Source organism: Pseudacidovorax intermedius (assembly GCF_003350475.1).
In the GTDB taxonomy this organism is placed as follows: Bacteria; Pseudomonadota; Gammaproteobacteria; order Burkholderiales; family Burkholderiaceae_C; genus Xenophilus; species Xenophilus intermedius.
In genome coordinates, this window is the sequence record NZ_QQAV01000001.1 from 233,537 (window position 1) to 253,415 (window position 19,879).

18 protein-coding genes and 1 riboswitch are annotated in these 19,879 nt (G+C 70.0%); of the genes, 7 read left to right on the forward strand and 11 right to left on the reverse strand.

The annotated features are described in order from the left end of the window. Nucleotides 1-8 precede the first annotated feature (8 nt). From rplE to recG, 7 genes are all read right to left on the reverse strand, one after another. Entirely contained in the window at nt 9-548 is a 540-nt protein-coding gene (rplE, locus tag DFR41_RS01095; protein ID WP_017760915.1) for a 50S ribosomal protein L5, read from the reverse strand. Nucleotides 549-556: 8 nt separating this feature from the next. Continuing rightward, complete coding sequence (gene rplX / locus DFR41_RS01100) at nt 557-874, reverse strand: 50S ribosomal protein L24 (RefSeq protein WP_017760916.1); 318 nt, start codon at nt 872-874, stop codon at nt 557-559. Between the two features lie 13 nt (nt 875-887). Then, complete coding sequence (gene rplN / locus DFR41_RS01105) at nt 888-1,256, reverse strand: 50S ribosomal protein L14 (RefSeq protein ID WP_017760917.1); 369 nt, start codon at nt 1,254-1,256, stop codon at nt 888-890. A 250-nt stretch (nt 1,257-1,506) separates the two neighbouring features. Beyond that, entirely contained in the window at nt 1,507-2,400 is an 894-nt protein-coding gene (gene ubiA / locus DFR41_RS01110; protein ID WP_017760918.1) for a 4-hydroxybenzoate octaprenyltransferase, read from the reverse strand. After that, nucleotides 2,397-3,002, reverse strand: a complete 606-nt coding sequence (locus tag DFR41_RS01115) for a Dps family protein (protein WP_017760919.1) — start codon at nt 3,000-3,002, stop codon at nt 2,397-2,399. Before DFR41_RS01115 ends, ubiA begins: the two co-directional genes overlap by 4 nt. Before the next feature lie 149 nt (nt 3,003-3,151). Then, entirely contained in the window at nt 3,152-4,117 is a 966-nt protein-coding gene (locus DFR41_RS01120) for a LysR substrate-binding domain-containing protein (RefSeq protein ID WP_114801399.1), read from the reverse strand. A gap of 61 nt (nt 4,118-4,178) precedes the next feature. Further along, entirely contained in the window at nt 4,179-6,305 is a 2,127-nt protein-coding gene (gene recG, locus DFR41_RS01125; RefSeq protein WP_244917612.1) for an ATP-dependent DNA helicase RecG, read from the reverse strand. A gap of 116 nt (nt 6,306-6,421) precedes the next feature. On the opposite strand from recG, the gene queA reads away from it, so the two are divergent. Genes queA through tgt form a run of 3 tightly spaced genes read left to right on the forward strand, consistent with a single transcriptional unit; the run spans nt 6,422 to nt 9,989 of the window. Further along, nucleotides 6,422-7,504, forward strand: coding sequence for a tRNA preQ1(34) S-adenosylmethionine ribosyltransferase-isomerase QueA (queA, locus tag DFR41_RS01130; protein ID WP_114801401.1), 1,083 nt, complete (start codon nt 6,422-6,424; stop codon nt 7,502-7,504). Then, entirely contained in the window at nt 7,501-8,814 is a 1,314-nt protein-coding gene (locus tag DFR41_RS01135; protein ID WP_244917613.1) for a PQQ-dependent sugar dehydrogenase, read from the forward strand. The genes queA and DFR41_RS01135 overlap by 4 nt, the downstream gene beginning before the upstream one ends. After that, on the forward strand, nt 8,811-9,989 hold the full coding sequence (gene tgt, locus DFR41_RS01140; RefSeq protein ID WP_114801402.1) for a tRNA guanosine(34) transglycosylase Tgt: 1,179 nt from the start codon (nt 8,811-8,813) through the stop codon (nt 9,987-9,989). The genes DFR41_RS01135 and tgt overlap by 4 nt, the downstream gene beginning before the upstream one ends. Before the next feature lie 190 nt (nt 9,990-10,179). Here tgt and DFR41_RS01145 read toward each other — a convergent pair whose 3' ends face one another. From DFR41_RS01145 to DFR41_RS01160, 4 genes are all read right to left on the reverse strand, one after another. Beyond that, a complete protein-coding gene (locus DFR41_RS01145) occupies nt 10,180-10,581 on the reverse strand; it encodes a DUF3597 domain-containing protein (protein ID WP_114802133.1) in 402 nt (133 codons plus the stop codon). An 88-nt stretch (nt 10,582-10,669) separates the two neighbouring features. Beyond that, complete coding sequence (locus DFR41_RS01150; protein WP_244917614.1) at nt 10,670-11,794, reverse strand: zinc ribbon domain-containing protein; 1,125 nt, start codon at nt 11,792-11,794, stop codon at nt 10,670-10,672. Nucleotides 11,795-11,973: 179 nt separating this feature from the next. After that, the gene (locus tag DFR41_RS01155; protein WP_017757387.1) at nt 11,974-12,627 is read right to left on the reverse strand and encodes a phosphatase PAP2 family protein; all 654 of its coding nucleotides are present in this window, start codon (nt 12,625-12,627) and stop codon (nt 11,974-11,976) included. A gap of 10 nt (nt 12,628-12,637) precedes the next feature. Further along, complete coding sequence (locus DFR41_RS01160; RefSeq protein ID WP_114802134.1) at nt 12,638-14,581, reverse strand: MFS transporter; 1,944 nt, start codon at nt 14,579-14,581, stop codon at nt 12,638-12,640. A gap of 1,038 nt (nt 14,582-15,619) precedes the next feature. Here DFR41_RS01160 and DFR41_RS01165 point away from each other — a divergent pair. From DFR41_RS01165 to DFR41_RS01180, 4 genes are all read left to right on the forward strand, one after another. Beyond that, nucleotides 15,620-16,351 (forward strand): helix-turn-helix domain-containing protein, encoded by a 732-nt coding sequence (locus DFR41_RS01165; RefSeq protein ID WP_017762241.1) that lies wholly within the window; start codon nt 15,620-15,622, stop codon nt 16,349-16,351. Between the two features lie 161 nt (nt 16,352-16,512). Next, a riboswitch (glycine riboswitch) is annotated at nt 16,513-16,618 on the forward strand. A 95-nt stretch (nt 16,619-16,713) separates the two neighbouring features. Further along, nucleotides 16,714-18,024: a D-amino acid dehydrogenase gene (locus DFR41_RS01170; protein WP_017762074.1), complete on the forward strand. Its 1,311-nt coding sequence runs from the start codon at nt 16,714-16,716 to the stop codon at nt 18,022-18,024. A 36-nt stretch (nt 18,025-18,060) separates the two neighbouring features. After that, nucleotides 18,061-18,672 carry a flavin reductase family protein gene (locus DFR41_RS01175; RefSeq protein WP_052383624.1) on the forward strand — a complete coding sequence of 204 codons (612 nt, stop codon included), beginning with the start codon at nt 18,061-18,063 and terminating at the stop codon, nt 18,670-18,672. Nucleotides 18,673-18,779: 107 nt separating this feature from the next. Beyond that, on the forward strand, nt 18,780-19,811 hold the full coding sequence (locus DFR41_RS01180; RefSeq protein ID WP_114801403.1) for an ABC transporter ATP-binding protein: 1,032 nt from the start codon (nt 18,780-18,782) through the stop codon (nt 19,809-19,811). Nucleotides 19,812-19,879 lie beyond the last annotated feature (68 nt).

Below are 19,879 nucleotides of genomic sequence, written 5' to 3' on the forward strand. Positions count from 1 at the left end.
GGTCACCTTTAGTTCTTGAAGGGGAAGCGGAAGCCCTGCAGCAGCGCCTTGGCTTCTTCGTCGGACTTGGCGGTCGTCGTGATGCTGATGTTCAGACCACGCAGTGCATCCACCTTGTCGTACTCGATCTCGGGGAAGATGATCTGCTCTTTGACGCCAATGTTGTAGTTGCCGCGGCCGTCGAAGGCCCGGCCGGAGATACCGCGGAAGTCACGCACGCGGGGCAGGGCCACGGTGACGAAACGATCCAGGAACTCGTACATCTTCACGCCGCGCAGGGTGACCATGCAGCCGATGGCCTGGCCTTCGCGGATCTTGAAGCCGGCGATGGCCTTCTTGGCCTTGGTCACGACGGGCTTCTGGCCGGCGATCTTGGTCAGATCGGCAACGGCGTGGTCCATGACCTTCTTGTCCGCCACGGCTTCGCTCACGCCCATGTTCAGCGTGATCTTGGTCAGGCGGGGGACCTGCATCGGCGACTTGTAGCCGAACTTCTCGGTCAGTTCTTTCGCGATCTTTTCGCGGTAGTGTTGTTGCAGACGGGCCATGGTGTACCTCAGGCAGCCTTGATTTCTTCGCCGCTGGACTTGAAGACGCGCACGCGCTTGCCGTCCACCAGCTTGATGCCGACGCGATCGGCCTTGCCGGTCGCGGCATTGAAGATGGCCACGTTGGATTGATGGATGGGCATGGCCTTCTCGACGATGCCGCCGGTCGTGCCCTTCATGGGGTTCGGCTTGGCGTGCTTCTTGACGAGGTTCACGCCCTCGACGACCACGTGCTCTTCACCGGCGCGCAGGCTGACGGTGCCTTGCTTGCCCTTGTCGCGGCCGGCGATCACGATGATCTTGTCGCCCTTGCGAATCTTGTTCATGGCGTTGTCCTTCTTACAGAACTTCGGGGGCCAGCGAGACGATCTTCATGAACTTCTCGGTACGCAGCTCGCGCGTCACGGGTCCGAAGATGCGGGTGCCGATCGGCTCCAGCTTGGCATTGAGCAGGACGGCGGCGTTGCCGTCGAACTTGACGAGCGAACCGTCGCCACGACGGATGCCCTTGGCGGTGCGCACCACGACGGCGTTGTAGATCTCGCCCTTCTTGACGCGACCACGCGGCGCAGCTTCCTTGACGCTCACCTTGATGACGTCGCCGACGCTGGCGTAGCGGCGCTTGGAGCCGCCGAGCACCTTGATGCACAGGACGGACTTCGCGCCCGTGTTGTCGGCCACTTCGAGCCGGGATTCAGTCTGGATCATTGCTAGTAGTTCCCAACTTGTACCGTTGAGGCCAGACGCCCGGCAGTGCACCGGCGCGAAAAGCCTGTTCGGTCAGTCTTGGGCCCGTCGTCGGCGCACACAAAAAAGCCGAAAGGCGCTTCTGCTGGTTGCACGCGTCCGTCTGGGCGGAAAGAGTTCGCTTTTTAGGGCGAAGCCGGCTATTGTGCGTTGCAGGCGGATTGCTGTCAAGCGCCTGGTTTGGCGCCGTCGCTACACCCGTGTTGCGGGATCACGGGCGAAGGGCGTAGCCGGCGACGATGCCGGCGAAGACGGCGAAGCCCAGCCAATGGTTGTGGCGGAAGGCCCGGAAACATCCCTCCCGGGTGCGGTCGCGGATCAGTCGCCAATGCCAGAACGCCTGACCCAGCGCCGCTGCCATCCCCAGCGCGAACGCTCCGCCCAGCCCGGCGCGCAGGCCCAGCACGCCCCAGATCGCCAGGAACAGTGCGTAGGAAGCCATCACCGCCGCCACATCGAAGCGGCCGAAGGTGATCGCGGAAGTCTTGATGCCGATGCGCAGATCGTCGTCACGGTCGACCATCGCGTACTCGGTGTCGTAGGCCAGGACCCAGCCCAGGTTGCCCAGCAGAAGCCAGGCAGCCATCGCCGGCACTGCGCCGTCGCGCACCGCGCTGAAGGCCATCGGAATGCCGACACTGAAAGCCACGCCGAGCACTGCCTGCGGCAGCGAGACGAAACGCTTGGCGAAGGGATAGGCCAGGGTGATGGCCAGCGCGCCAAAGGACCAGGCCACCGTCGGCCCGTTGGTCGTCAGCACCAGGGCGAAGGCGACCAGCGCCAGGGCAGCGCCAAGGGCCAGCGCCTCCTTGACCGACACGGCGCCGCTGGTGACGGGCCGCTTCGCGGTGCGCTTGACGTGGCGGTCGAAGTCGCGGTCGGCGACGTCATTGACGCAGCAGCCGGCGCTGCGCATGAGGATCGTGCCGAGCACGAAGACGGCCAGGAGGTGCCAACCCGGGAAACCGTCTGCGGCGAACCACAGCGCGCCCAGCGTCGGCCAGAGCAGCAGAAGCCAGCCCGCGGGCCGGTCCCAGCGGATCAGGTCCAGATAAAGAGAAAGCCGCCCGCGGCGGGCGGGCGGCTGGGTGGCACTGGCGCTCACTCTTCCAGGAGCGAACGCAGCATCCAGGCGGTCTGGTCGTGCACGGTGCAGCGTGCCGTGAGCATGTCGGCGGTCGGATCGTCGCCCGCCTCTTCGGCCACCGGGATGAATTCGCGCGCGATGCGCGACACCGTCTCGTGGCCCTTGACCAGGATGCGCACCATCTCCATGGCCCGCGGCGGCTGCAGCGGCACGTCGGGCACGGTGGCGATCTTGCTGAACTCGGCATACGAGCCCGGCGCATAGTGGCCCAGGGCGCGGATGCGCTCGGCGATCACGTCGGTGGCGTTCCACAACTCGGTGTACTGCGCCATGAACATGGCGTGCAGCGAGTTGAAATGCGGCCCGGTCACATTCCAGTGGAAGTTGTGGGTCGTGAGGTAGAGCGTGTACGTGTCGGCGAGCACGCGCGAGAGGCCTTCGGCAATGGCGGCGCGGTCCTGGCGATCGATGCCGATGTTGATGATGGGCGCGTTGCGGCTACCGGACTCCGGCGCCACGCGGTCACCGCCCTTGTCGGGCACGGCACCGGCAGATGCCGCGGGCGCAGCAGCCACGATGGGGTTCTTGTCCTTCTTGGGCGACTTGGGGATCTTGGCCATGCTGGTTTCCTTTGGAGGGAGGTCGGGAACGGGGTGCACCCCGCAGAGCGGGGCGGCGAGGCCTCTACCTTAGGCGCCGGGGCCTGCCGGAGGCAACACCCCGCACTCTATCGAAGACATAGCCGGCCGCGATGCAGGCCAGCACCGCGTCAGGACAAACGTTTGACGCCCGGCAACTCGCAGGCATAGATCGCGTTGCGCAGGGCCGCGATCGCTTCGTAGCGGGTGAAACTGCGCCGCCACGCCAGCACCACGCGGCGGGACGGCGGGGCACCGCCTTCGCCATCGCGCACGGGCACATAGCGCACGATGGGCTCCAGATCCTTGCGCGCCTTGCTGCGGGGCTTGAGCGCCTCGGGCGGCACCGACAGCCGCGGCACCAATGTGACGCCCATGCCTGCGGCCACCATGTGCTTGATGGTCTCCAGCGAGGAGCCTTCGAAGCTCTTGCGGATGCCCTCGGCGTTGCTGGAGAAGCGGGCGAACTCCGGGCAGACCTCCAGCACATGGTCGCGGAAGCAGTGGCCAGTGCCCAGCAGCAGCATGGTCTCGTTCTTGAGCTCGTCGGAGCTGACCCATTCGCGGCTGGCCAGCGGGTGCTGGGCCGGCACGGCCGCGAGGAAGGGCTCGTCGTAGAGCTGGGCCATGGCCAGACCGGAATCCGGAAAGGGCTCGGCCATGATGGCGCAGTCGATCTCGCCGGCGCGCAGCATCTCCAGCAGCTTGGCGGTGAAGTTTTCCTGCAGCATCAGCGGCATCTGCGGCGTGCGCGCGATGTTCTGGCGCACCAGGTCGGGCAGCAGGTAGGGGCCGATGGTGTAGATGACGCCCAGGTTCAGCGGGCCGGCCAGCGGGTCCTTGCCGCGCTTGGCGATTTCCTTGATGGTGGCGGCCTGGTCGAGCACCGACTGGGCCTGCTGCACGATCTGCTCGCCCAGCGGCGTGACCGTCACCTCGCCGGCGCTGCGCTCGAAGAGCTTCACCTCGAGCTCGTCTTCCAGCTTCTTGATCGCCACCGACAGGGTGGGCTGGGAGACGTAGCAGGCCTCGGCCGCCTTGCCGAAATGCCGCTCGCGCGCCACCGCGACGATGTATTTGAGTTCGGTCAGGGTCATAGCTTGCGTCAATTATGCGCGTCGGTCCCGGGCGGGCGAAGCCCTGCCGGCGGGCAGCCCTTCAGGCCTTCAGGAACTCCGCCCTCGTCCCCAGCCACCGGTCCACATGCCGGTGGGCCTGGTCCGGATGGCGGTCCAGCAATTGCGGCGCCAGCTCGCGCGCCCACTCGAGCAGGCGCTGGTCCGTGCCCAGGTCGGCAAAGCGCAGCAACGGCGCGCCGGACTGGCGTGCACCCAGGAATTCGCCGGGGCCGCGGATCTCCAGGTCGCGCCGCGCGATCTCGAAGCCGTCGGCCGTTTCGACCATTGCCGTCAGCCGGGCTTTGGCGGCCTGCCCCACGCGGCCGCTGTCGCCCGGCGCATAGAGCAGCACGCAGGCCGAGGCCGCCGCGCCGCGGCCCACCCGGCCGCGCAGCTGGTGCAGCTGCGAGAGGCCGAAGCGCTCCGAATGCTCGATCACCATCAGCGAGGCGTTGGGCACGTCCACGCCCACCTCGATGACGGTGGTGCTGACCAGCACTTGCAGCGTGCCGGCGCTGAAGTCGGCCATCACGGCCTGCTTCTCGGCGGTGGGCATGCGCGAATGCAGCAGGCCGACGCGCACCGTCTCGCCCAGGGCGTCGGCCAGTTCGTCGCGGGTGGCGGTGGCATTGCGCAGGTCCACCGCCTCGCTTTCCTCGATCAGCGGGCAGACCCAGTAGACCTGCCGGCCCTGCTGGATCTGGCCGTGGATGCGGGCGATGACCTCGTCGCGCCGGTGCTCGGCCAGCAGCTTGGTGACGACCGGCGTGCGGCCCGGCGGCAGCTCGTCGAGCGTGGAGACGTCCAGGTCGGCGTAGTAGCTCATGGCCAGGGTGCGCGGGATGGGCGTGGCGCTCATCATCAGCAGGTGGGGCTCCAGCGCCTGCATGCCGTCGCTGCCTTCCGACGCCTTGCCGCGCAGCGCCAGCCGCTGGGCCACGCCGAAGCGGTGCTGCTCGTCCACGATGGCCAGCGCCAGCCGCTGGAAGCGCACCTTCTCCGAGATGACCGCATGTGTGCCCACCACCAGCGCCGCCTCGCCGCTTTCGACCGCGGCCGCCATGGCGTCGCGCTCGCGCTTCTTCTGGCTGCCGGTGAGCCAGGCCACGCGCCGGCCCTGGGCAGCCAGCAGCGGGTCGAGCCAGCCGACCAGCTTGCCGAAATGCTGCGAGGCCAGGATCTCGGTGGGCGCCATCAGCGCGCACTGGAAGCCGGCGTCGATGCAGCGGGCCGCGGCCAGTGCCGCCACCAGCGTCTTGCCCGAGCCCACGTCGCCCTGCAGCAGCCGGTGCATGGGCTGGCGATGGGCCAGGTCGGCGGCGATCTCGCGGTCGGCACGCGCCTGCGCGCCGGTGGGCGAGAAGGGCAGCGCCGCCAGCAAGCGGGCATGCAGGCTGCCGTCGCCGGTGCCCGCGCGAAGCACGGGCGCGCGCTGGGCCTCGCGGGCGCGGCGGGCCTCCAGCTGCGACAGCTGCTGGGCCAGCAACTCGTCCGCCTTCAGGCGCTGCCAGGCGGGATGGCTGCGATCCTCCAGGGCGGCCAGGGCCACGTCGGGCGTGGGGTGGTGCAGAAATTCGAGGGCGGCGCGCAGCGTCCAGGCGTTGGGAGGCAGCAGCTCGGCGGGAATCAGTTCCTCCAGCGGCGCCCGCGCCAGGCCGGCCTGCACGGCGCGGCGCAGCACGGGCTGCGCCAGGCCCGCGGTCGTCGCATAGACGGGCGTCAGCGCCAGCGGCAGCGCCGTGCCGGCCGCCTTGATGACCGGGTGCAGCATGGTCCGGCCCACGAAACCGCCACGCACCTCGCCACGCGCCCGCACCCGGCTGCCGGGCGCCAGCTGCTTCTGCTGCGAAGGGTAGAAATTGAAGAAGCGCAGCTGGCAGGTGTCGCTGCCGTCGTCCAGCGTGGCGATGAGCTGGCGGCGCGGGCGGAAGACGATTTCGCTGTCCACGATCGTGCCCTCGACCTGCGCATGCTCGCCATCGCGCACGTGGGCCAGTTGCACGATGCGGGTCTCGTCCTCGTAGCGCAGCGGCAGGTAGAGGGCGAAGTCGATGTCGCGCACCAGGCCGAGTTTTTTCAGCGCGCGCTGCACCTGGCTTTCGCCGCTGCCGGGCGCGCGGGGCGCGGCGGGCGCAGGGGCAGGCGAGGCGAGGGGGCGCGCGGACATGGGACAATTCTGCCTCCCCGCCCTCCTCCGCCCCGCGCGGCAGGCCCGCATCCTTCGCCGGCCTCATCGGAGGGCTTCCGCTTCTTTCTTGGAACGGGCCCGTCCGGCCCTCAAGCATGTCCCGCACCGACTTCACGCTCTCGGATTTCGACTTCGCGCTGCCGCCTGAACTGGTCGCGCAGCAGCCTGCCCCCGAACGCAGCGCCTCGCGCCTGCTCGACGGCACCGGCCCCGGGCTCACCGACCGCATCTTCCGCGACCTGCCTTCGCTGCTGCGCGAGGGCGACCTGCTGGTCTTCAACGACACGCAGGTGGTCAAGGCCCGCCTCTTCGGCGAGAAGCCCACCGGCGGCCGGCTGGAGCTGCTGATCGAGCGCGTGCTGGACGGCCAGGAAGTGGCCGCCCACATGAAGGTCAGCAAGAAGCCCGCCGTCGGCACGGTCCTGCGCATGGACGCCGCGCCCGGCCAGCCGGCCTTCCGCGCCACGCTGCTGGGCCGCTGGCCCGAGGAAGGCGGCCCGCTGTTCCGCTTCGCGCTGGAGAGCGACGACGGTGCCGCCCCCTACACGCTGATGGAGCGCCACGGCCACGTGCCCCTGCCGCCCTACATCGAGCGCCAGCAGGCGCAGGAAAGCGCCACCGACGCCGCCGAGGACGCCCGCCGCTATCAGACCGTCTTCGCCCGCGTGCCCGGCGCCGTGGCGGCCCCCACCGCGGCGCTGCACTTCGACGAGGCACTGCTCGCGCAGCTGGAGGCCCGCGGCGTGCGCCGCGCCAACGTCACGCTGCACGTGGGCGCGGGCACCTTCCAGCCGGTCAAGACCGAGAACATCGCCGAGCATGTGATGCATGCCGAGCGCTACGACGTGCCGCCGGCCACGCAGCAGGCGATTGCCGACTGCCGCGCCCGCGGCGGCCGCGTGGTGGCGGTGGGCACGACCACCGTGCGCACCCTCGAATCCTGGGCCGCCAGCGGGCAGGCGCAGGGCGACACGCAGATCTTCATCACACCGGGATTCCGCTTCCAACACGTGGACCTGCTCGTCACCAACTTCCACCTGCCCAAGAGCACGCTGATGATGCTGGTCAGCGCCCTGGCGGGCTACGAGCGCGTGATGTCGCTCTATGCCCACGCCATCCGCGAGCGCTACCGCTTCTTCAGTTATGGGGACGCGATGCTGCTGGAGCGGGCGGCATGAGCGCGCGCCCATCTGCGTCGAAGGGCGCGCGCACCGCTGACGAGGCGCGGCCGGCCTGGCGCCTGCTGCACGCCGCCCTCCTGTGCGCGCTGCTGGCGTTGGCACTGCCGGCCGCCGCCCGCGGCTACACGCCCGCCGGCCGCTGCGGCGACTTCGCGCGGCTGGACATTCCCAGCCCCGCCGGCACCTGCGTCGCGCTGCTGGCCGACGAGGCCGAGGGCCTGCGCGCACCGCGCCGCATCCTGGAGGTGGCGCCCGGCCGGTACTGGATCGCCGACATGGGCTCGTGGGAGCCGAAGCGCGGCCGCCTGCTGGAGATGACGCTGCCCGCGGACGGCCCCGCCCCGCGCCGCGCGCGCCTCGCCGTGCTGGCCAGCGGCCTCGACCGGCCCTCCGGCCTGGCGCTGGGCCCCGACGGCAAGGTCTACGTCGGCGAGGCCGGCCGGATCTGGCGCACGCCCGTCGGCGCCGCCGGCGCCGAGCCGCAACGCGAGACCGTGATCGACCAGCTGCCCGACGACGGCAGCCATCCGCTCAAGGAGATCGCCTTCGGCCCCGGCGACCGGCTCTACGTCAACGTCGGCTCCAGCAGCGACAACTGCCGCAGCGGCAAGGACGCCCCCGCCCTGCCCTGCCCCGACGGCGAAGGCGCCAAGCCCCGCGCCGCCGTGTACGAGGCGCAGCTGGGCGGCCCGCAGCGCACCGTGCAGCGCTTCGCGCCCTTCGCCACCGGCCTGCGCAACAGCATGGCGCTGGCGGTTCTGCCCGCAACGGCTGGCGCACCCGAAGGCCGCTTGCTGCAGGGCGAGAACAGCATCGACTACCGCGACGCGCAAAGCCCGCCCGAAGAACTGAACCTGCTGCAGCGTGGCCGCTTCTACGGCTGGCCCTACTGCCTCGGCGCACGCAAGAACGCCCAGGGCTACGAAGGCCGCTACGACTGCAGCAAGAGCGAATCGCCGCTGGCACTGTGGCCAGCCCATGCTGCGCCGCTGCAGATGACGCTCGGCCCCGCCGGCACGCCCTATGCCGGGCAATTGCTCGTCGCCTGGCGCGGCCCGCAGGCCAGCGGCCACCGCGTGGTCGGCTTCAAGCTCGATGCCAAGACCGGCCTGCCCGCCGGCCCCGCCATCGACTGGCTCGCCGGCTGGCAGGCCAGGGACGGCGTGCGGCCGATGGGCCGCCCCACCGGCCTCACCGTCGACCGCGCCGGCCGCCTGCTGGTGGTGGAAGACTTCAACCGCACCGTGCTGATGCTGCTGCCCGCACAGCCCTCGGCCACCCAACCCTCTCCGTCCACCAAGCCATGACCGCCCTCCAGTTCGACCTGCTGGCCACCGACCCCGACAGCCATGCGCGCCGGGGCACGCTGACCCTCAACCACGGCGTGGTGCAGACGCCGATCTTCATGCCCGTGGGCACCTACGGCACCGTCAAGGGCGTCATGCCGCGCAGCCTGGAAGAGATGGGCGCGCAGATCATTCTGGGCAACACCTTCCACCTGTGGATGCGCCCCGGGCTGGACGTGATGGGCGCCTTCGGCGGCCTGCATGCCTTCGAGCAGTGGAACAGGCCCATCCTCACCGACTCGGGCGGCTTCCAGGTCTGGAGCCTGGGCGCGATGCGCAAGATCAGCGAGGAAGGCGTCAAGTTCGCCTCGCCGGTCAATGGCGACAAGCTGCTGCTCACGCCCGAGGTATCGATGCAGATCCAGACGGTGCTGAACAGCGACATCGTCATGCAGTTCGACGAATGCACGCCCTACGAGACGCAGGGCCGCATCACCACCGAGGCCGAGGCCCGCCGCTCCATGGAACTGAGCCTGCGCTGGGCCAAGCGCTGCCAGGCCGAGTTCGCGCGGCTGCAGAACCCCAACGCCCTCTTCGGCATCGTGCAGGGCGGCATGTTCGAGCACCTGCGCGAAGAATCGCTGGCCGCGCTGGTCGAGATGGACTTTCCCGGCTACGCCGTCGGCGGCGTCAGCGTGGGCGAGCCCAAGGAGGACATGCGCCGCATCACCGCCCACACGCCGCACCGTCTGCCGGCCCACAAGCCGCGCTACCTGATGGGAGTGGGCACGCCGGAGGACCTGGTCGAGGGCGTGGCCCAGGGCGTGGACATGTTCGACTGCGTGATGCCCACCCGCAATGCGCGCAACGGCACCATCTTCACCCGCTACGGCGACCTGAAGCTGCGCAATGCCCGCCACCGCAACGACCCGCAGCCGCTGGACCCGAGCTGCACCTGCCATGCCTGCGCCGGCACGGCGGGCGTGCCCTGGGCCGACGGCGGCCGCGGCGGTTTCTCGCGCGCCTACCTGCACCACCTGGACCGCTGCGGCGAGATGCTGGGGCCGATGCTCGCCACCATCCACAACCTGCACTACTACCTGAACCTGATGCGGGAGATCCGCGAGGCGCTGGATGCGGGGCGCTTCGGCGAATTCCGGCGGCAGTTCGCGAGCGACCGGGCGCGGGGCGTTTGAGAAGGTCCTCTGCCACAACGACAAAGCGGCCTTCGGGCCAATGCCAGTCAGTTAATCCGTTCGCCTTGAGCTTGTCGAAGGGCTTTGACACGCAGTGCCCTGGCTTCGACAGGCTCAGCCCGAACGGTTCTTGGTGAACTGACTGAGATTGGCCCGAAGGCCGCTTGTCTTTTTTGGGGACGTGACGCGCTCAGCGCATCTCGGGCGGAAGCGTGCCGCCGTTGGCCGCGATGCGGGTCATCACCTGCTTGTGCAGCCAGATGTTCCATTCGGCAGAGCCCGGTTCTGCGCTGCCCGTGTAGATGAACTCGTTGGCCAGTTCCTTGCGGGCGGCCAGGCTGCTGTCGAGGCCGAGCAGCTTGAGCAGGTCCACGATGGAGGTGCGCCAGTTCAGTTGGGCCGCGCCCGGCTTCGCATCGAGGATGGGGGCCACCTCGCCCAGCGGGATGGACGGCGGTGGCGCGGACACGGCAGGCGCCGCCGCCGGAGCCGGTGCAGCGGTCGCCGACGGTGCGGCGGGCGCGGGGGCCGGGGCGGGCGCAGCCTGTGCGCCGGGGAATATCTTGGAAAGGATGCTGCTGAAGATGCTCACGGGCATGACTCCTGGGTCGAATGGGGAGGAACAGTCACCGCTCGGCGGCGGGTGCCCGGTTCTAGCACCCGTGCGGGGTGGCCCTGCGTCAGCGGCGGCCGTGTTCGTGATCTTCTGCCGGCTTCTGCGAAGAAATGTTGCTTAATTCTGTATCTGACCCCGGAGTGACGGTCGGCCGGGTCTCCGCCGCCTTGCCACAGCCGTGGCAGAAGCGCGCGAAGGCGCTCTTGCGGGTGCCGCAGCCCCCGCAGCGGTCGAACAGGCCGATGCCGCAGTGCGGGCAGAAGTCGATGGCCGCGTTCTTCAGGTCCACCGGCCGCTCGCAGCCCGGGCAGACGCCCTTGGCCAGGCGCGCCAGCGCCACGTCGTAGTCCAGGGCCTGGCGCCGTGCCGGCTCGGGCCGGGCCTCGGCCGCCTGCTGCCGCGCCAGGTAGCGCTGCAGCGCGGCGATGACCCAACGGCCGGCCAGCAGCGTCAGCACCACGCCCACGCCGTAGCGCACATAGCCGCCATAGCTGGGCAGGTAGGGCACCAGCTCCACGAAGAAGGTGAAGAGGGCGAAGAAGACGAAGCCCCAGACGAAGGGCCACCCGTTGCCCTTGCGGTGCCGCACGAAGAGCCAGCCGGCGACGGCCAGCAGCGGCAGCGTGAGGGCGAGGCGGTAGCCGAAGACGCGCAGTTCCTGCCGCCGCTCGGCCGCCTGCAGGCGCCCGGCGGCAGCTGCTTCCAGTTCGTCCAGCTGGCGCTGGCTGCGTGCAGCGGCCTGGCGGGCGTCGAGTGCCCGCTGCTCGTGACGCTCGGCCGCCGACTGGGCCTGCCGCTGGGCGGCACGCAGTTCGTCGAGGGCGCGCGTGCGTTCGATCAGGGCCGGGTCCTGCTCCGGCCGGGCGGTGGCGCTGCGCGTGGCCAGCCAGTCGCCGAGGCTGGCCTGCGCCGAACGGGTGTTGGCCTGGGCCGTCCGGGCGCGCAGTTGCGCCTGCGCCAGGGCCTCGTCGGCCTCGGTCTGGGCCTGTTGCGCGCGGGCCAGGGCGTCGCGCTGGGCCTGTGCGGCCGGCCGGTCGATGAAGTCGTCCAGCTGCAACTGGCGCTCCACCCGCGGCAGGTCGCCCACCACGGTGCCGCCCAGGCCGATCAGGAAGCTGGCGAACACCAGCGACAGCAGCCACAGGCCGCGACGGAACCAGGCTTCGGACAGGCGGAGGGAGGTCTTCATGCGCGATTTCCTTTCAGGCTCGGCGGCGGGATCGCGACTGGGAAATCCAGTCACCCACCCTCCGCCGGAGATCAATCGCATCATGCCCAGGCCTCGGCCCGAGGGCGGCGCCGGCTTGTACGTTGACAAGAATTTGCGGCTTAAGGTATCGCCAGGCGATACCGCCGCGAGGCCATCGCTCAGCCGGCCGCCCGCCGCGCCGGCCGCGTGCCGGCATGCAGATCGGCCCGTACGAAGGGGCGTTCGTTGCCGGCCATCCAGGCCGCAATGCGACCGATCAGCTCGTGCGTCGGCGCGCGCGTGCCGGGCTGAATCACCAGCGCGGGGAGTACCAGCGTGAGCAGCACCGGCAGCAGGCGCAGCCTGGGATGCGGCTTGCTCCGCTGGCGCCACAGGAAGACGCCGCTGGCCGACAGCCCGAGCAGGAAGCCCGACACCACCTCCGACACCGAATGCGCGTCCAGGGCCAGACGCGAATAGCCGATGGCCATGCCCAGGGCCCAGCCCGCGAAGGCGGCCGCCACGCGCCAGCGATGCGCGAAGCTGGAGACCGCCAGCCACAGCGCCACCGGCCAGAGGGTGGTCGACAGCGTGGTGTGGCCGCTGAAGCCGGTGAAATCGATGGCCGCGATGCCCAGCCCCCAGCCCATGAAGGCCAGCTTGCCTGCCACCACGGTCGCGCCCGCCGTACCCACGCACAGCAGCCACAGCCACATCACCGGCCGGGTCCGCCGTGCCCAGCCCAGCCAGGCGGTGATGGCCAGCGCCATCGGCATCATCAGGCTGCTGTCGCCCAGCCAGGTCAGTGCGTGCCAGTTCAGAAAAGCGTTCATCAATGAGGAATCAAGACTGCGTCAGCAGGTTGGACACCCGCTCGCGCAGCAGTTCGGGCTGCACCGCCGAAGCCGGCAGGGACGTGCCCACGTTCAGGCCGACGCGGCTCCAGAAGCCGCGGCGGAAGGGCCGCACCATCGCCACCGGCTCGCCGCCGCGCAGCTCGATACGGCTGAAGTACGAGCCCCACAGGTTCGTCAGCGCCATCGGCACCACCGGCACGGCCAGGTCGTCCTCCTGCGCGCGGGCCAGGATCTTCATCACGCCGCCCTTGAAGGGCTGCAGCGTGCCGTCGCGCGTGATGCCGCCTTCGGGAAAGATGCCCAGCAGATCGCCCTCGCGCAGCACCTGGGCCGCCTCGTCGAAGGCGCGCTCGTAGGCGGCCGGGTCTTCCTTCTGCGGCGCGATCGGGATCGCCTTGGCCAGCCGGAACAGCCAGCCCAGCACCGGCACGCGGAAGATGCGGTGGTCCATCAGGAAGCGGATCGGCCGTGGGCTGGCCGCCATCAGCAGCACGGCGTCGACGAAGCTCACGTGGTTGCATACCAGCACGGCCGGGCCGTGGTCGGGGATCTGCTCGTCGCCCCGCACCTTGAAGCGGTAGACGAAGCGCGACGCCACCCAGGCGATGAAGCGCAGCAGGTATTCGGGCACCAGCAAAAAGATGTAGCCCGCCACCACCGCATTGGCGATGCCGGTGAACAGGAAGACCTGCGGAATGCTGAAGCCGGCGCCGATCAGCGCCCCGGCGATCACCGCGCTGGCGATCATGAACAGCGCATTGAGGATGTTGTTGGCCGCGATGATCCGCGCGCGGTGCGTGGGCTGGCTGCGCAGCTGGATCAGCGCATACATCGGCACGCTGTAGAGGCCCGCGAACAGCGAGAGCAGCGCCAGGTCGGCCATCACCCGCCAATGCGCCGGCTGCGCCAGGAAGGCGCCCAGCCCCATCTCGGCCGAAGGCGGCAGCCCGCGCGAGGCGAAGTACAGGTCGATGGCGAACACGCTCATGCCGATGGCGCCCAGCGGCACCAGGCCGATCTCCACCTGGCGGCGCGACAGCGTCTCGCACAGCAGCGAGCCCGCGCCGATGCCCACCGAGAACACCACCAACAGCAGCGAGGCGACCTGCGCATCGCCGTGCAGCACCTCCTTGGCGAAGCTCGGGAACTGCGACAGGAAGGTGGCGCCGAAGAACCACATCCACGAAATGCCCAGCAGCGAGCGGAACACCACCGTGTTGCCATGCGCCAGCCTGAGATTGCGCCAGGTCTCGGACACCGGGTTCCAGTTGACAGCCAGGGTCGGGTCGGTGGCCGGCGCCGCGGGCACGGCCTGCGCCGTCAGCCGACCGATCACGGCCACTGCCACACAGGCCGCCGCCACGGTGCCGTGGCCGATGCCCGGCAGCGCCACCAGCAGACCGCCCGCCACCTGGCCCAGCAGGATGGCGACGAAGGTGCCCATTTCCACCATGCCGTTGCCGCCGGTGAGTTCGTGCGCGTCGAGCGCCTGCGGCAGGTAGGCGAACTTGACCGGGCCGAACAGCGTGGAATGCAGGCCCATCAGGAAGACGCAGCCCAGCAGCACCGGCACGTTGGCGGCCATGAAGCCCCAGCCGGCCAGCGCCATGATGGCGATCTCCAGCGTCTTGACCAGCCGGATGATGCGGGCCTTGTCGTACTTGTCGGTGAGCTGCCCCGCAGTGGCCGAGAACAGCAGGAAGGGCAGGATGAACAGCGCGCCGATCGCCAGGCCCGCCAGCGAGGGCGGCAGCCACGCCACCTGCAGCTGGTAGGTCACCATCACCGTGAAGGCGAACTTGAACAGGTTGTCGTTGGCGGCCCCGGCGAACTGCGTCCAGAAGAAGGGCGCGAAGCGGCGCTGGCGCAGCAGGGCGAACTGGTTGGCGTGCGCCGGAGAAGCGGCGGCCGGTGGGGCGTCGGTGCGCATGGTCTGGTCCTGAAGTCCGGCCCGCGCCCATGGCCGATGGGCACGTGGGGTACCGGCGCCCGCCGCATTCTGCCGCAGCGGTGCCCGCCCCACGGCGGCCAGCACGGGCAGTGCCGCCAGCGCCGCCGCCAAGTGCTTGAGGCTGTGGCCCGACACGGTCTGCCCGGTGGCCTCGAACAGGGCGAAGTCATTCATCTCCAGCAGCTTGGCGAGCAGGTAGGCCGCCAGCACGGCACCGACGCGCAGCCCCAGTGCGCCGGGCACCTTGGGGCGGCGCCAGGCCCAGACGATGAAGCCGATGCCCCCGTACTGCACCACGGCCCAGGGCAGCACGTTGCCGTCCACCTGGGGCCACGCCGCCGACACCGTTCCCAGCAGCAGCGCACCCCACAGCACGGGCCGCACCGCCGCCAGCGTCAACCGCTCGGCCACGACCAACGCCCAGGCCCCCGCGAAGGCGACCGCCATGCCCAGCCGGTCGCCCGCCAGCCGGCCGGCATCGGGCGCCCAGTGGTACCACGCAGAGCCGAGCGACGTCAGCAGCAGGCCGGCGAAGAACACCTGCGCCGCACGGCGCGTGGCCGCCGGCAAAGTTCGCGCTCGCAGTCGCGCCAGGCCCCACAGGCCGGCCAGGGCGAAAGGCAGGTTGCTCAGCACGTCGAAGGCGTTGGGGATGCCCCAGCGTGGTCGCACGTCGGCGAAGGGCGCGGCCACGGCCGGTGCATGTGCCTGCAGGTGGCCATGCGCATCCAGGGGCAGGCCGAGCGCCGCCAGCAAGGCCGGCCCGGCCAGCCAGGTGGCGAGCCAGAGCAGCAGCAGGCCGGCCAGCGCCAGCCCGAGGCCGCGTGGCAGAAGGGCGGCCTCGGTGTTGGTAGACGCGGGGTCGGCAGCGGAGGCGGTGGATGAAGACATGGCCAGCAGGAGGACTAGAAGAAGGTGGCGCAGTCTCCCGGCCCACCCTCGCCGCCGAGGCTCGTATTCCAATACAGTGGCAGACAAAACCACCTCAGGTATCGCCTGCCGATACCATGTTGACCCGTGAGCACCACCCAGGACCTCGTCCACGCCATCAAGCGCGAACTCAAGGCGGCGCAGATGACCTACGCCGATCTGGCCGCGGCCCTCGGTCTGGCCGAATCCAGCGTCAAGCGCATGCTGGCCCGGGGCGACATGCCGCTGGCGCGCATCGACGCCATCTGCCGCGCCCTGCGCATCGACTTCGCGGACCTGGCGCGGCGCGTCGCCGACAGCCAGCCGCTGCTGCGCGAACTGACGCAGGAGCAGGAGCAGGCCGTGGTGCGCGACCGCAAGCTGCTGCTGGTGGCCATCAACGTGCTGAGCCAGTGGACGCTGGAGCAGATCGTCGGCACCTATCGGATCACCGAGGCCGAATGCATCGGCTACCTGGCGCAGCTGGACCGCATCGGCATCATCGAGTTACGGCCGCTCAACCGCTACCGGCTCAAGGTGGCCAAGACCTTCCGCTGGCGGCCGCACGGGCCGGTGATGCAGTTCTTCCGCGAAGAGGTGGTGCTGGACTATTACGCAGGCGGCTTCGACGGCCCGGCCGAGGGCCTGCTGCTGGTGCACGGCTCCATCTCGCGGGCACTGGCGCCGGCCTTCCTGGAGCGGCTGCAGCGCGTGGCGCAGGACTTCGCCCAGCAGCACCAGACCGACCAGAAGCTGCCCGCCGGCGAGCTGGAGGGCTACACCCTGCTGCTGGCGATGCGCGAATGGGAATTCGGCCAGTTCACCCAGCTTCGGCGCTGACCCCGTTTCGATTGGGCTTGGCCGATCGCAGACCGGCCCCTAGAATCGCGCCCCGCAGGAGAACGCACCGCCCGCCTGCACAAGCCGGGCGGCGCTACCGAAGGCGCAAACTCCCATAAACGCTCAGGTCGGTCCGGCAACGGGCCCGTACTGCAACATCCATCACGCCGTCTGGAGAGCCGCCACGTCATGTGGCGCACCGAAGGAGCAAACCCGCCGCGAGCGCTGCGGGTGAAACTCTCAGGTACCAAGGACAGGGGGAGCGGCAACCTGAACGCGTCATGCGGCGGTTGCTCCTTTGTGCTCCAAGGACGAGTCCCCGCTGCCGCGTTCATGCGCTGCAACCTGAAAGGGGTTCTTCCATGCGCGTGATCGTCCTCGGCGCCGGCCTGCTCGGCACCACCTCCGCCTACTTCCTCTCCCAGCTCGGCCACGACGTGACCGTCGTCGACCGCCAGGCCACGCCCGGCGCCGAGACCAGCTTCGCTAACGGCGGGCAGATCTCCGTCAGCCATGCCGAGCCCTGGGCCAACCCCGGCGCGCCGCTCAAGCTGCTGAAGTGGCTGGGCCGCGAAGATGCGCCCCTGCTCTTCCGCCTGCGGCCCGACCTGCGGCAATGGCTGTGGGGCCTATCTTTCCTGCGCGAATGCACCCCCGCGCGCACCCGCCACAACATCGAACAGATCGTGCGCCTGGGCACCTACAGCCGCGACGTGCTGCAGCAGCTGCGCCGCGACACCGGCATCGCCTACGACCAGCGCACGCAGGGCATCCTGCACTTCTACACCTCGCAGAAGGAGTTCGACGCCGCCCTGGCGCCGGCCGAGCAGATGCGCCAGCTGGGCTGCGAGCGGCAGGTGATCGACGCCGACCAGGCCGTGCGCCTGGAACCCGCCCTGGCCCACATCCGCCCGCAGCTGGCCGGCGCGACCTACACCGCCGAGGACGAGTCGGGCGATGCCAACCGCTTCACCCGCGAACTGGCGAAGCAGGCCGAGGCCGCCGGCGTGCGCTTCCTGATGGGCCACACCATCACCGCGCTGCGCGAGGTGGCCGGCGAGATCGACCATGTGGAAGCCACCGACGCCGAAGGCCGCTACCAGCGCCTGCGCGCCGATGCCTACGTGCTGGCGATGGGCTCGTTCAGCCCGCTGATGGCGGCGCCACTGGGCATCCGCCTGCCGATCTACCCGGCCAAGGGCTACTCGGTGACCATGCCGGTCAAGGACGCCAGCCGGGCGCACCAGGTCTCGCTGACGGACGACGAGTTCAAGCTGGTGTTCTCGCGCCTGACCGGCCCGCAGGGTGACCGGCTGCGCATCGCCGGCACGGCCGAGCTCAACGGCTACGACCGCGACCTGAACACGGTGCGCTGCGAGGCCATCGTGCGCCGCGTGGAACAGCTCTTTCCCGGTGCGGGCGACACGGCGCGGGCCCAGTTCTGGAGCGGCCTGCGTCCGGCCACGCCGAGCAACGTGCCGATCATCGGCGCCAGCCGCGTGGGCCGGCTGTTCCTCAACACCGGCCACGGCACGCTGGGCTGGACGCATGCCTGCGGCTCGGGCCAGTCCATCGCGCGCATCGTGAGCGGGCTGGCGCCGGAGGTGGATTTCGCTTTCACCGCCCACACCCGCCAGGCCGGCGCGCTCAGACCGCTCGCCAGCGCTGCCTGATCTGATCCGACACACGGGCGCGCTATCGTCGGCGGCATGACTGCCGCCCAACACCGCCGCCCCGTCGAATTGGCCAAGGCCTACCGCCTGCTCAACCACGGCCCGACCGTGCTGGTGAGCGCGGCGGCGGGCGGACGCCGCAACATCATGGCGGCCGCCTGGACGATGCCCCTGGACTTCGATCCGCCCAAGGTGGCGGTGGTGCTGGACAAGAGCACCTACACCCGCGAACTGCTGGAGGCCAGCGGCGAATTCGTGCTGCAGGTGCCGGTGCGCGCGCAGCTGGACCTGTGCAACGCCCTGGGCAGCGTCTCGGGCCGGGATGCCGATGCGTCGGGCGGCGTCGACAAGTTCGCGGCCTATGGCCTCACCACCTTCGCCGGCAGCGCGACGGACGCACCGCTGCTGGAAGGCTGTGCCGCCTGGCTGGAATGCAGGCTGCTGCCCGAGCCGCCGATCCAGCAGCGCTACGACCTGTTCCTGGGCGAGGTGGTGGCCGCGCAGGCCGATGCGCGCGTCTTCTCGGACAGCCGCTGGCATTTCGATGGCCACGACACGCTGCGCACCCTGCACCATGTCGCGGGTGGGCACTTCCTGATCGACGGCGACGCGGCCGACGCGCAGCCGCTGGCACCGCTTCGGCGCTGAACCGGCCCGCCGCGCACTGCGGCGGTGCCTTTTGTACGCAATTTCGGCTGGCGATTGCGTGCAAACAATGAGCGCACGCTGGCACACGCCTTGCGTAGGTGTGCGGCATGGATGCCATCGCCACGCCATCGCCCGCCGCCATCGAGCTCGTCGCGCTGACCAAGCGCTATGCGCAGGGCGCGCCGGCCGTCGATGCCATCGACCTGCGCATCGCCAGCGGCAGCTACTGCTGCCTGCTCGGCCCCTCGGGCTGCGGCAAGAGCACCACGCTGCGCATGATCGCGGGGCACGAATCGGTGACCGGCGGCGACATCCTGCTCGAGAACCGCAACATCACCGACCTGCCCGCCGCCGCGCGCGGCACGGCCATGATGTTCCAGAGCTTCGCCCTCTTCCCGCACCTGTCGGCGCTGGACAACGTGGCCTTCAGCCTGAAGATGAAGGGCGTGGCCAAGGGCGAACGCCAGACCCGCGCGCAGGACCTGCTGGAGCGCGTCTCGCTCGGCCATCTGGCGCAGCGCAAGCCGGGTGAGCTGTCCGGCGGCCAGCAGCAGCGCGTGGCGCTGGCGCGGGCGCTGATCACGCAGCCGCGCGTGCTGTTGCTGGACGAGCCGCTCTCCGCCCTCGACCCCTTCCTGCGCGTGCAGATGCGCGCCGAGCTGCGCCGCTGGCAGAAGGAGCTGGGCCTGACCTTCATCCACGTCACGCATTCGCAGGAAGAGGCGATGGCGCTGGCCGACACCATGGTCGTGATGAACCATGGCCGCATCGAGCAGGTCGGCTCGCCGCACGAGGTCTACAACGCGCCGGCCACAGAATTCGTGGCCCGCTTCATGGGCGGCCACAACGTCATCCAGACCGGCACGGGCAAGGTGGCCGTGCGCAACGACCACCTGCAGATCCAACCCACCGCAGACGATTCACCGGTCATGGCCGTGCCGGGCATGGGCGCCACCGTCACCGACGTCGAATACCAGGGCACCTACGTGCTGCTCGGCCTGCAGGCGCAGGACGCGGCCGGTGCCAACGGCGTGTCGGTGATGCTGCCCGAAGCCCGCTTCGCCGAACGGCCCTATGCCTTGGGCGAAGACGTGCACCTGTTCTGGGCGCCGCACCAGGCGCATGCACTGCCGGCCTGAGGCACACGCCCCAGCCGTCGCCGCCCTTTCTTTTTTTCCAACCGCGCTCGCGCTTCCTCATCCCCCAA